Here is a 13157-nt window from a genome sequence, read left to right on the forward strand (position 1 = left end):
CAATTTTGGTATTATATAAAGGAGAAGTTGTATATTTTATAAAGGTTTATCCACATTAAGCTTTTATAAAATATACAGCTCGATAGCATGAGAGGGGCAGTCATATGAGTAAAATATTCACCATATTAACACTTTTGTGGCTACTCAGTATAGGGGGGACTACTAACGCAACGGACTGGTACTATGTTGGACCAGATGCATCAGGAAACCAATTATTTATTGACAATGACAGTGTACAGAAGAGTGATTACGATGCACTTTTGTGGCTGCGAGTTAATGAACTGGGTGGCGACGAATTGCGATATAAAGTTTATATCAGTAGATATAATCGAACCATGGAAACATTGAAGGTAGATGCGTACATGTCAGACGGGACGCCGTATGAAAATGTAGAATTTAATGAGAATCCTGAGCCCATTGCGGGTAACACAAATGGTCAAGCCATTTACATTTTATTATGGAAATAAAAGAACCATCTAGTACAGCAAACTAGATGGTTCTTTTTATGTGTAAAATATTTATAAAGCATTAGGGAATAATTTATATACTACATCCTCTAGATATGGAGAATGGTATATATGAGGTTTTTAGACTTGAGCTGTATTGCGAGTCAACTCCAAGTCTTGAATCATTTGGAGATCGTCTTGAGGTGAACGACCGCCAGTGGTTAAGTAGCCACCAACCATGATACCGTTTAGGCCACCTTTTAGAGCATAAGCTTGTAAGTCCCGTAGATTTACTTCGCGACCGCCTGCAGTACGAATCAATGCATTTGGCAAGATGAAACGGAATACGGCGAAGGTACGTAAGATATCCAATGGACGTAAAGCTTCGTTGCTTTCAAATGGAGTCCCTTTAACAGGATTCAAAATGTTTAATGGCACGGAGTCAATATGTAAACGTTTAAGTTCGAACGCCATTTCTACGCGTTGTTCTAATGTTTCGTTAAGGCCAAGAATGCCACCAGAGCAAACACGGATGCCTGCTTTTTGTGCATTATCTATGGTAAACATTTTATCTTCGTAGGAATGTGTAGTACAAATATCTGGGAAGTGACTAGGTGCCGTTTCGATATTGGAGTGGTATCGAGTAACACCAACTTCTTTTAATTTGAGTGCTTGTTCGTAAGTTAACAACCCAAGGGAACAGCAGATTTCAAGGCCAATTTCATTTTTGATACGGCCTAATACATGGATGATTTGATCAAATTCATCAGGGTTATTAGTATTACGACCACTTGTTACGATGGAAAAACGAATTGCACCAGCCTCTTTAGCTTTACGTGCTGCTTGGAGAATGCTTTCTTCATCCATGAAAGGATACTCCTGAACGCCTGTGTTGTGGTGTGCGGATTGAGCACAGAATTTACAGTTTTCAGGACATTTGCCGGACCGAGCATTAACAATGGCACATACATCCACAGAATTATCATTGAAATGTTGGCGAATTTTATCAGCCATAGCGAGTAGAATCATGGTATCATCATCTGAAGTATGAATCAGCTCGATTGCTTCTTCTTTTGTAATTTCGCCGCCGTTCATGATGCGGTTTGCAATGGTAAGAATTTTTTCGTATGTACCCACTTGGGATGGTTGTTGATCTATAGGCAAAGCCATAATAGCCTCCGGGAAATTGTTAACTTAATAAAAACATAATATATTGACAATTTGATTGTAAACGTTCATGTATAAATTGTCAACTTAATACATGAATTGGTTAACAAAAATAATAACATGTTATGATTCATATCTTATGATGAGAGAATATGAGCTTATCTTATAATTTATATTTATTAATAGTTAAGAGAAGTTTAGTTTAACTATATCTTTTTGATGCTAAATGATAGTTATTTTTAACTTATCTTTAAGGTTTTGTAGTATAATAAACTATTGTAATTACTATATATAACTATAATAAAAATATTAATGGAGGAGTGGATATAGATGCAGCCGTTTCGATTTATACACTGTGGTGATCTGCATTTAGGGGCACCCTTTCAATATGCTACAGGTATTAGCAATGCTGTTGATCGCGCCGTAAGTGAAGCAACCTATGTAGCCTTAGATAAAATTATTGATACTGCTATTACAGAACATGTGCATGCTGTCGTAATAGCTGGAGATATTTATAATAGCGAAGACCATAATTTAGAGGCTCAAGTCCGTTTTGTGCGCGCCATGTATCGCTTGGCTGAGCATCGTATTGATGTTTATATGGTACAAGGTAATCATGATCCTGCTGAAAGCTGGAAAGCGCAACTGCAGATGCCAGATAATGTCCATATATTTTCTAGCGAACAGGTACAGCGTTTCCCGCTCATCGTTAATAATATAGAAATTGGTGGCGTATATGGCATTAGTTGTGGTCATGGTAATGAAAGCGACAACTATGCTCGTCAATACAGAGCTTTTGAACGGGATGAGTTTTCCCTTGCTGTCATGCATGGTACTGTAGGTTCTAGTGTAGGCTCTGAAAATCATAATGTAACAGGACCTTGTAACTTAACTGATTTAACAGAGGCTGCCATGGATTATTGGGCATTGGGTCATATTCATAAATCTCAAGTTCTTAGCGAGGAACCTCTCGTAGTTTATGCGGGTAATTCGCAAGGATTGCATCGTAAAGAACATGGACCTAAGGGATGTTATCTTGTATCCGTATCTCATAATGGTCATTGTGATTTGCGATTTATCGACACCTGTGCTGTTCGATTTGAGGAAATCAAAATCGATATTGCTGGCATGCAAAATGAAACAGATTTCTTAGAGATTTTGCGGCGTAAAAAAGAAAACTTGCGAAAGCAACATAAGAAAAACATCTTGTTGTCCCTCGTTTTGTCCGGAACGGGACCTCTACATCGCCTATGTACGCAAGAGGGGATTCGAAAACTATGGTTGCAAGAGTCTCAAAATGAAGAGAAAGGCAAATCTATATTCGTTATGCCTTACCGTATTATTTCTAATACACGACCTAGTATTAATCTAGTTGAACGACGTTTATTAACAGATGTAGTAGGTGATTACTTGCGTGCTTATGACGATATGGTAGATGGAGATGCGATACAGATTGCGCGTCAAATCATGGCTGATCGTCCTGAATTTAAGCGCTTAGGCGCATATGCCGATTTATTGAGTGATGAATTATTGGCACGAGCTTTGAAACGTTGTGAAATTGAAGGTGTTACTGTATTGATGGGGGCTAATGATGAACATTAAACGCATACGATTTGATGAATTTGGCCCATATCGCGACTGGTCTTTCACCACGGGTGACAATGGGGTTCAACTCATGTATGGCCCTAATGAAAGTGGTAAAACATCCTTGCTCGAAGGGATGCGCACCTTGTTATTTGGCGGTACTCATAAGGCTTATGGCCCTATGACGGGGGCCCTTGATGTGGACCGTAATGGTGAAAGTTACTATATCGGTCGTAAGGGTAAGCAGTTAGACTTTTACAGCCCTGGTCATCCTGCCATCCATGAAGAGCCGGCTCAACATTGGTGGCATGGCATCGATAAAAAAACATATAACCGCATATTTGCGTTAACATTAGACGATCTACAAGGCCTTGATGTATTACAAGAGGTAGAGGTTCGTTCTCGATTCTTTGGCGCCGAAGGAGGAGAACACTTAGGTGGAGCTGTTAAGGATGTTGAAAAAGGGGCTACAGACCTACTTGTAGCATCCTCGAATGGTAAACGTCGCATCAATGTATTGATGGATGAGCTTAAAGAAAACCGTCAAAAGTTGAGTCAGTTGGCGGAGCATGAAGCGCAATATGTGGAATTACAAACCGTCTTTCACAGTACGGAGCAAACCGAAATGGAATTGCAAAATCAGTTGAAAGAATGGAAGGAATATCGGGATGGTATCGATGTAGTATTGCGTGCGTGGGATACATATCGTCGCAGTGAAGAGGCGCGTATGCACATGCAGCAGTATAATAGTGAGCTCGCCTTGAGTCGTGATGAGTTCCTACGTCTTGATGAAGAAATAAAACGGGCTCGTGACAATATGCAATTATGGCAGGAAAAGGAAGCGGCATTGATGCCCGCTAACTTTAGTCCTGATAGCCCATTTGGAACTTACGGCCAAGATATTGAAGACCTCATTCAACAAGGTGCTAAATGGGAGCAATTACGCCGTGAGTGCGAAGAAGGCGATGCGTACATCCGTAAGGTTAGAGAACAATTAGAGTTTTCACGCACCTTACATTCTGCGTGGCGTCACGATGAGCCAATGGCAGAAGACATCAATTGGTTTGATGGAGAACGTTTGGCAAGTCGTTTGCGCACCGCAAAAGAACAACTTTTACATTGGCAAGACCGCAAACCTGCAGAGGCTACCGATGAGGTGCCGACGGCGAACCTTGAAGGTGCAACTTTACCTAACTTTAGTGAAGAAGAATTAGCTAAAAAAGAATATTTAGAACGTGAATTAGATCGTATCTTAATGGATATAGATCAAGTAGAGGCTAGACTAGAGGCTAGACGGAATAGTTATGGTTCAGACGCACAGCCCACAATTCTGCCAAAATGGCTACAACGCATTAGTGGTATAGGTGCTGTTATAGCTGTATTGGTAGTATTAGCAGGCCTGTTGGTTCTTGAATCTGCATTATATACTATAGGTGGTTTTATTTTCTTGATTCTATCTATGGGGCTATTCTGGTATGCTACCTGGAGGTTTCATAATGGTAACTCTGATGTGTCTAAATTAAACTATGAGTTACAAATTTTATCTTCCCGTAAATCTGATGTAGAACATCAGCTAGAGGCTTTGATCAAGGCTGCTACGCCTACAGCGAGTCCTGTACCATCCTTAGAAGGGGTGGCACATCTTGAACGTTGGATTCAAGAAGGTCATACATTACAAGGTATTTACGATGAAGCTCTCGCAGCATGGCAAAACTGGTTACCACAAGGGGCGGCTAAGAGTCTCGATGAAGATGATTTCTTTGGCCTCAAACATGAATATGATCAATATCATGAGCAACTACGTACTATAGAAGGCTATGAAAAGCGTTTAGCGGAGCATAAAGAAGGCCTACGTATTATTGAAGACCAAGCGATGGCTTTGTGGTATAACCTTGGGATAGAGGCGCCAGTATCTCCAACAGAGCTAAAACGCATTTATAACCAATATAAGAACTTCCAACAAAATAAAATTGTATGGGAACAAAAGGAAGCACAACGTAAAAGCTTCCGTAATGAATATGATAATTGGCATCGTAAGGAAAAAGAGCTACTCCTTCGTCAACAAGAACTGCTCCATAAAGCGGGTATGGAAAGTTCCAACGAGTATCGTCAACATCTTATCGATGAGGACCAATATAAACAGTGGCAAACTATCTACAAGCAAAGTCAGGTACAGCTGGATTTACTTGCTCCTGATGCGGAGAATAAAGACCTGTTCTATCGTCGTTTGCGAGAAGGCAACAAAGATAACTGGTTAGATGAATTGGCTCACTCTGAGCGTGAAATAGCCTCTATTGAAGATAAATTGGCTACCTTGTACGAGCGTCGCGGTCAAATCGTTGAAGCCATGCGTACACTTGGATCTGACCAAGAACAACACCAAATGTTGCAAGAACGTGAAGCTTTACAAAGTGAATTAGAGTCTGCTCTGGAAGATTGGGCTACGCAAGTATTGATAAGCCATTGTATGGATAAGGCTCAACAATCATATGAACAAGAAAAACAACCTCATATGTTAGAACTTGCATCCTCTTATGTTGAAAGCCTAACTGGTGAGAGGTATACACTTGATATTCTAGGTATCAACAAAGGGGTAGCACTTATCAACAACGATGGGGAACGACTAGAACTTAAATTCTGGTCTAGTGGTCTAGCTGACCAAGTATACTTGGCATTGCGTCTTGCCTTAGCAAAGGTATTCTCTTATCAAGTAGAATCCTTGCCGATTATTTTGGATGATATTTTGGTGCGCTTTGACGAAAATCGTCAACGTAGTGCCTTGGAACTGTTGGCTGAGCTTGGAAAGAATCAACAGATTTGGCTTTTTACCTGTCAACGCTCCGTATATGATATGGCTCAATCTATTATGGGCATCGATTGCCATAGACTAAGTCGTAGCTAAATGAATTTCGGACTTGAATTAAAGACTCAGTCAAATTAAAGTAGTGGTTACATTACAGTACTAGTAAATTTAACGACATACTTGAATTAAAGTCTTAGTTAAATCAAAGTGGTAATGAAATAATAATCCCTGTGGAGGCACATGCTTTCACAGGGATTATTAGGGATTATTAAAGAATAAATAATGTGTGTGATTGTAACTAAAGTAACTGTTTTAGTTACCATAGTGTGTTAGTATACATTTAGAACGAAAGGGGTTGAGTACTTGAACACAGCTTATTTGGACATGATCCAAGGGAAGAACCCTGGTGTAACGCCTGTGTGGTATATGCGTCAAGCTGGTCGTAGCCAAGCGGAATATCGCAAAATCAAAGAGAAATATTCATTATTTGAAATTACAAAAGAGCCCGAGTTATGTGCTCGTGTTACGGAATTACCTGTTAAGGAATACGGCGTTGATGCGGCTATCCTTTACAAAGATATCATGAGCCCAATGGTGGCTATGAATGTAAATGTTGAGCTCAAGGCCGGTGTGGGTCCTGTGTTTAGCACGCCTATCCGTTCTATGGCTGATGTAGAGGCTCTAGATTCCTTTGATCCTACCAAGGTAGAGTATATCGGTAAAACGATTACACTCTTAACATCTGGCATGCTCGACGTGCCACTCATTGGTTTTTGCGGTGCGCCGTTTACGATTGCATCCTACCTTATCGAAGGGGGACCAACGAAGAACTACAATAAGACTCGTGGCATGCTCATCGGTGCTCCTCATGTGTGGAATGCATTGATGACTAAACTGGCGGACATGTCCATTGCGTACTTATCCATGCAAGCCGAAGCGGGTGCCAATGCACTTCAAATCTTCGACTCTTGGGTAGGGGCTGTTAATGCAGATCAGTATAAACAAGGGATTTACCCTCATATGGAACGAATCATTAAGGCTGTAAAAGCTAAATATCCTCATTTACCTATAGCGATGAATGGCGTTGGCACTGACCATTTGGTGTCTATTTGGTCTCATTTGCCATTAGACGTCATTGCCCTTGATTGGCGTAGTTCCATTGTTATGGCGAATGAACGGGGTGTAACGCAAACCGTGCAAGGTAACTTAGATCCAGCGTATCTGTTCGGAGACGAAAAAACATTGGCTCACGAAGTAGATCGTATTTTGCTCGAAGGAGTTCGCTATGGTCGCCATATCTTTAATTTAGGTCATGGCGTATTCCCCGAGGCAGATCCTCAAAAACTCCATTGGCTAACGGACTATGTGCATGAGCGTAGTCGTGAGATTTGGGCTCAAGAGAGGTAAATTAGTGAAAGTAGAAAAAAAAGGATTATTATTCCTGTCTTATGGTAGCCCTTTAAGTAAGGATGATTTAGTACCCTATATGACGAGCATTCGTCGTGGCCGTGTACCAACGGAAGCAGAGATTACAAATCTCACTAAGCGTTATGATACAATCGGTCAATGGGAAAATATTGAGCTTCAAACTATGGCAGAGTGCCAATATAAAGCATTGCTTACTCTGTTGCCAACTATGCCTTCCGCTATTGGTTTTTTACACATGAAACCATCCATTGCAGATGCGGTTGACTGCTTAGTCCAGCAAGGAGTGGAGCATATTATCGCTATTGTAACAGCTCCATTCTTCACCGCTCTCGGTACTGGAGCTTATGAAAAACAAGTGCAAGCAGCCATTTCAAACCATGATAATGTGACATTTGACTTTATCCGTTCATGGTGGGATCAACCAACTTTTAAGGAATACTGGGTAAAAGCACTTTCAAAGTGTGTGCATAATGCTAAAGATGTATTCGTTATTTTTAGTGCGCACAGTATACCTCTTATCAATAATCATGATGGCGATTCGTATGCGTTGGCTTTAGAGGAAAGCGCTAAAGAGATTGCTGAATATTGTAAATTACCGAACTGGACTGTGGCATGGCAAAGTGCGGCTCCTCATGGCCAATGGTTGGAACCTACCGTAGAGGATGCAATCAATGAAGCTTTACAAACTGGTGCTACTCGCATTGCTTTTGTACCATTTGGATTTGTAAGCAATCACGTTGAGGTACTGTACGATAATGATGTGGAGTGTAAAGAACTCGTTGAAGCAAAGGGCGCAACATATATGCGTGCACCCATGCCAAATTGTAATGAAACATTTTTACAAGCAATGGCGAGTGCAATAATAGAAAGGATTCATTCGTGAATGTAACAATTGTGGGCGGTGGCTTAACAGGGCTAACAGCGGCTTATTATTTAGGCCATGCAAAGCCGGAATGGACCATTACTCTTTTCGAACAAGCACCACGATTTGGTGGGAAAATACAAACGCAACGTGTGGATGACTTCGTAGTGGAACTCGGTCCTGACTCCTATTTGGGGCGTAAAACAGAAATGACAGATCTCGTGCATGATCTTGGACTAGGTGATACCCTTGTGTCTAATGAAACAGGTCAAGCCTTTGTATATGATAAGGGCTCTATCCACCCAATTCCGGGCGGCTCCATCATGGGCATTCCTACGGAAATGATGCCCTTTGTGAAAGCAACACTCATTTCATGGCCTGGTAAATTGCGTGCTGGCCTAGATTATTTTAAGAAACCATACCAACTCGATAAAAATGGGGATGTATCCATTGGTCATTTTTTCAAATACCACTTAGGACAAGAAATGATGGATAAACTCATCGAGCCCCTATTAGCGGGTATCTATGGTGGCGATATTTATAAAATTAGCCTATTGTCGACATTCCCTCATTTTATTCAAGTAGAACAAAAGTATGGGAACATGGTAAAAGGTATGATGGCTGCTAAGATGAGTCACTCCAAAGCAGGTGTCTCTAAGGCCGCCAAAGGGGCTGTTACTGAAGGTGATGTTCCTCGAGCTGGTAAAGGCACTATGACGGACCGTCAATTTGAAAGTCACGAAGCTAAGACTAGTCAAGATACTTCTGCTGGTAATAGTGTAAACAATTCTAGTCAAATGACAAAGACTAGTTCTAATCATCAGTCTGCTAAGACACAAGCGGATATGGAAAGTCGAAAGGGTACTGCTGCTCAATCCGGCATGTTTCGTCAATTGACAGGCGGCCTTGAAAGCGTGATTACCGCTATCGTTGAGGCTATGCCTAGTAATGTACATTTGCATACAGGTACACTAGTTTCTGATATTCGATATGTTGAAGGTGTGTACGCAATCGATGTGGTCAATCAGTATAACAATTCTTGTGGTTGTCAATCTATGGCAGATCATGTGATTATTAGTACGCCGCCGGCAACGTATACACAATGGTTTAAGGATGATCAGGGTTTTGACTTCTTGCGTTCCATGGAGCAATCTAGTTGCGCCATTGCTATTATGTCTTTTGATAAAAGCACCTTTGATGGTGCTCTCAAGGGATCGGGTTTGCTTATTACTAGAAATACAGATACGCCTCTTACAGCGTGTACTATTCTTAATCAAAAATGGCCTCAAACAACGCCAGATGACAAGGTGGTGTTGCGAGTCTTTATTGGTAAGCCTGGTAATGATGTAGTAGAACGACTCAGCGAAGAGGAACTTTCAGAATTGGCAGTTAAAGAAATTCAACATATCATGGGTTTCTCTGTCAAACCAGAGTGGGTGCGCATCAATCGCCTCATTCACTGTATGCCTCAATATAATGTAGGCCATCGTGCAGGCATTAAATCTGTTCGTGAACATGTGGCGGAGCATTATCCAAATTTACATCTCATCGGTACGCCCTTTGATGGCATTGGAATCCCTGATGGTGTAAAACAAGCAAAAGAACTGGTAGAAAAACTTGTGAATGACAAGTAAAATAGTGACTTGCTTAAAAGAGTTAGTATAGTATTAAGAGCTATAGGATTATCCTCAGCATAAAAGTAGAAGTTTAGTCTTAACTAAAGAATGTACTAATAAAAAATCTCAATAGAAACTAAATTGAAAAGACTCTATATGCTATAATAGTAAGTGGAGTCTTTTGATTTCCGTAATTATAGATATACATTATTATTTTGATATAATCACCATAGATAGGAGTGATCATAATGGGAAAAGCAATCCCTACAGTAGAAGGTTGGCATAGCCAACACATGGTATTCGCCATGGATTTCAGCGCATGGAACTGCTTCACAGAGGATGAAAAAGCAGCAGCGCGCAATGAATTAAAAGCATTCTTAGCCGACCTTGAAGCTAAACATCAAGCTAAAGAAGGTAGCTATGCATTCTATGATTGTAATGGAGCAAAAGGGGATTTAATCTTATGGATTCTCGGTCCATCCCTTGAATACTTGGCTCAAGTAGAACGTAAATTCCGTCGTTTAGCTATTGCAAGCGTGTTGGTGCAAACTTATTCTTATACTTCTGTAACAGAAGTAAGCACCTATGTTAAGGCCAAGTTAGATACAGAGGAGGTTAATCAAAAATTATATCCTCATGTACCTCGCGATAAATATATCTGTTTTTATAATATGAGTAAAAAACGCGAAGGTGATGACAATTGGTTCATGTTACCACTGCAAGAGCGCGGTGCTTTGATGAAAGCTCACGGTGAACTTGGTAAAACATACTTGGATGTATTATCTGAATTCACTACTGGTGGCTGTGGCCTAGACGACTGGGAATGGGGTATTACTATCTTTAGTAACGACGACATCCAATTCAAAAAAATCGTATACGATATGCGCTTCGAAGAAGCCAGTGCAAAATACGGCATCTTCAGCGACTTCTACGTTGGTACCATCATCGACGATGCACTACTAGAAGAAATTTTTGGATAATAAAAAGGGACTGCTTGGCAGTCCCTTTTTGTTATTATTTAATTCATATATATCGATAAATAACTGCTTGTTGTATCGTATATTCGTTCGATTTATAATGTTCTTAAGGTAGTCGGCGAGGTTGGGTCTCTCAAAAAGCAAATAGCCCTCCGTTACCCAGTGTAATTAGATAAACAGAAAGGCCATTTCCTATATGTTTTGTTTTTGAGATGCGCCTGACGTTCCTACTCGTCTGACTATCTATTTATATTATAGAGATAAAGATATATATCGTCAAATTAGAATGAATGGACTGCTTAGCAGTCCATTTTTCTTCCCTCAAAATGAAGGCTATAATTTTGAATAGAAAATTTGCTGTACGCACTGTACTGTGTAAAATATAATTCACTATATTCGATTATCTTATTCATGGCTATATTTTTATAAAAGAGAACCCCGCATCAATCCGACTTACGAGGTTCTTTCTTCCCACTTAGATAACAGAAACTATAATTCACCTTACGCTAAAATGCTAATACATTTCTAATTTTCAATAAAAGAACTCCCTCATAAAATCCGACTTGCGGGTTCAAGGCCTATGGCCGCAGAACTAATTCGCATGGAGGATTGTTGAGGGAGTCTTTTATTACCTTATTTGGTTGTGAATTATAGTTTCTGTTATACCCTTATACGTTCATGTTTGCACCTTTACGCACATAGAACCAGTAGCACACAGATACAGTTACAAGGTTGAACGCAAGTAATACAGCAAAGGCTGGGTGAATATTGCCGAACATGGAATATACAAAGCCGAAGATTTTAGGAGTAATGAAGGCACCATATGCAGCTACAGCGGCTACGAAACCTGTAATTAAAGAGGAGAGCAATGGATTGCCAAATACGTGTGGAATCATACGGAATGTTGCGCCGGTAGCAAAACCACAGCATACAAAAGTTAATACGGACATTGCAAAGAAGAATGGGAAGTTGTGCATATCTACACCAACTGCAATTAATGCGGTTGATGCACATAAGCCGATAAGACTAATAAAGGTAACTTTTGTACCACTATTGATTTTATCTGCTAACCAACCACCCACAGGACGAAGGGCACCTGCTACGAGTGGACCTACAAATGCGATAGAAGCAAATGGAATTTCAGGGAATTCTTTGCCTACTAATAGACCAAGTGCTGCTGCGTAACCAGAGAATGCACCGAAAGAACATGTATAGAGCAATGTTAGCGCCCATGTGTGCTTGTTACCAAAGATTTGTACGAGGTTTTTAGGATTTGGTTTTTCTAGAGGTAGGTTATCCATGAAGCGAGTCATCAATGCAAGGATAACAACAAGAGGTACAACCCACATGAAAGCTGCATTAGCTAGATATACTGCGTTGCCCTTAATAATTGTTGGCGTTACACCAAATACACTACCTAAAGCCGCAGATCCCATAGCAAATGGAGCTAGGAAGTAGATTACAGAAATGCCAAGATTACCAACGCCACCGTTGATACCAAGAGCTGTGCCTTTTTCAGATTTAGGGAAGAAGTTACCAATGTATGCCATAGAGGATGAGAAGTTGGCACCTGCTAAACCGATAAGGGCTGTTAAAATCATAAATGTCGCATAAGAAGTTGTTGTATCTTGTACAGCAAAGCCGAGCCACACAACAGGAACTAATAAGATAATTGTGGAAATAAATGTCCAGTTTTTACCGCCTAACAGTGCTGGCATGTATGTGTATACAAATCGCAATGTGGCACCTACTAGGCCTGGTAAGGCAGCCAATGTAAATAATTGATCAGTAGTAAAGTTAAATCCAGCGCTATTTAGCTGAGCCGCAATGGTTGCCCATAAGTACCAAACACAGAATGAAAGTGTTAAGGCAATAGTGGATATAACGAGGTTTTGTTTAGCAATTTTTTTGCCAAACTTTTCCCAAAATTCCGGATTCTCCGGTTGCCAATTAGCCACGATTTCGCTGCGGCTTGCACCTACTTGAGGCATTTTTAGTTCGTTCATTTTGAACTTCTCCTTACTGTAACAACTATACACGTAGACAAGAAAAATATATAAGATTATATATAGTTATATATATATATAAATAGTAAAATCTAAAGAATTTCCATAGAAAGCATTCGATTTACTTACAAAACTGCGTTATAATTATTGTAGCATTAATATTTTTCAATGTCTTACATCACAGATATATTATATAGTGTAATTTTTTTTGTGAATGTGATGTAAAACACACATATTCTGAAATTAATAAGTTATAATAATCATATAT

The 13157-nt window shown here is 40.1% G+C and carries 9 protein-coding genes; 7 read left to right on the forward strand and 2 right to left on the reverse strand.

Features of this window, described 5'->3' with window-relative positions; all coding sequences use genetic code 11:
• Positions 1 to 104: 104 nt before the first annotated feature.
• On the forward strand, positions 105 to 467 hold the full coding sequence (locus DWV85_RS06715; RefSeq protein WP_008603073.1) for a hypothetical protein: 363 nt from the start codon (positions 105 to 107) through the stop codon (positions 465 to 467).
• A gap of 120 nt (positions 468 to 587) precedes the next feature.
• Here DWV85_RS06715 and bioB read toward each other — a convergent pair whose 3' ends face one another.
• Positions 588 to 1616, reverse strand: a complete 1029-nt coding sequence (gene bioB, locus DWV85_RS06720) for a biotin synthase BioB (protein WP_004694042.1) — start codon at positions 1614 to 1616, stop codon at positions 588 to 590.
• A gap of 327 nt (positions 1617 to 1943) precedes the next feature.
• On the opposite strand from bioB, the gene DWV85_RS06725 reads away from it, so the two are divergent.
• From DWV85_RS06725 to hemQ, 6 genes are all read left to right on the forward strand, one after another.
• Positions 1944 to 3215 (forward strand): DNA repair exonuclease, encoded by a 1272-nt coding sequence (locus tag DWV85_RS06725; RefSeq protein WP_123138385.1) that lies wholly within the window; start codon positions 1944 to 1946, stop codon positions 3213 to 3215.
• Positions 3205 to 6099 (forward strand): AAA family ATPase, encoded by a 2895-nt coding sequence (locus DWV85_RS06730; RefSeq protein WP_123138386.1) that lies wholly within the window; start codon positions 3205 to 3207, stop codon positions 6097 to 6099. Before DWV85_RS06725 ends, DWV85_RS06730 begins: the two co-directional genes overlap by 11 nt.
• 264 nt (positions 6100 to 6363) lie before the next feature.
• Entirely contained in the window at positions 6364 to 7407 is a 1044-nt protein-coding gene (gene hemE, locus DWV85_RS06735; RefSeq protein WP_123138387.1) for a uroporphyrinogen decarboxylase, read from the forward strand.
• Positions 7408 to 7411: 4 nt separating this feature from the next.
• The gene (hemH, locus tag DWV85_RS06740) at positions 7412 to 8311 is read left to right on the forward strand and encodes a ferrochelatase (RefSeq protein ID WP_012863809.1); all 900 of its coding nucleotides are present in this window, start codon (positions 7412 to 7414) and stop codon (positions 8309 to 8311) included.
• The gene (gene hemG, locus DWV85_RS06745; protein ID WP_123138388.1) at positions 8308 to 9924 is read left to right on the forward strand and encodes a protoporphyrinogen oxidase; all 1617 of its coding nucleotides are present in this window, start codon (positions 8308 to 8310) and stop codon (positions 9922 to 9924) included. The genes hemH and hemG overlap by 4 nt, the downstream gene beginning before the upstream one ends.
• A 230-nt stretch (positions 9925 to 10154) precedes the next feature.
• Entirely contained in the window at positions 10155 to 10886 is a 732-nt protein-coding gene (gene hemQ / locus DWV85_RS06750; protein ID WP_123138389.1) for a hydrogen peroxide-dependent heme synthase, read from the forward strand.
• A 665-nt stretch (positions 10887 to 11551) separates the two neighbouring features.
• On the opposite strand, the gene DWV85_RS06755 is transcribed toward hemQ, so the two are convergent.
• Positions 11552 to 12889 carry an MFS transporter gene (locus tag DWV85_RS06755; RefSeq protein WP_004697837.1) on the reverse strand — a complete coding sequence of 446 codons (1338 nt, stop codon included), beginning with the start codon at positions 12887 to 12889 and terminating at the stop codon, positions 11552 to 11554.
• Positions 12890 to 13157 lie beyond the last annotated feature (268 nt).

The sequence above is a fragment of the Veillonella sp. AF13-2 genome (assembly GCF_003603295.1).
In the GTDB taxonomy this organism is placed as follows: domain Bacteria; phylum Bacillota; class Negativicutes; order Veillonellales; family Veillonellaceae; genus Veillonella; species Veillonella parvula_E.

Bases quoted from the DNA above. Each gene is read 5' to 3' on its own strand.
- DWV85_RS06715 (WP_008603073.1), top strand. From the start codon at position 105: ATGAGTAAAATATTCACCATATTAACACTTTTGTGGCTACTCAGTATA.
- bioB (WP_004694042.1), bottom strand. From the start codon at position 1,616: ATGGCTTTGCCTATAGATCAACAACCATCCCAAGTGGGTACATACGAA.
- DWV85_RS06725 (WP_123138385.1), top strand. From the start codon at position 1,944: ATGCAGCCGTTTCGATTTATACACTGTGGTGATCTGCATTTAGGGGCA.
- DWV85_RS06730 (WP_123138386.1), top strand. From the start codon at position 3,205: ATGAACATTAAACGCATACGATTTGATGAATTTGGCCCATATCGCGAC.
- hemQ (WP_123138389.1), top strand. From the start codon at position 10,155: ATGGGAAAAGCAATCCCTACAGTAGAAGGTTGGCATAGCCAACACATG.
- DWV85_RS06755 (WP_004697837.1), bottom strand. From the start codon at position 12,889: ATGAACGAACTAAAAATGCCTCAAGTAGGTGCAAGCCGCAGCGAAATC.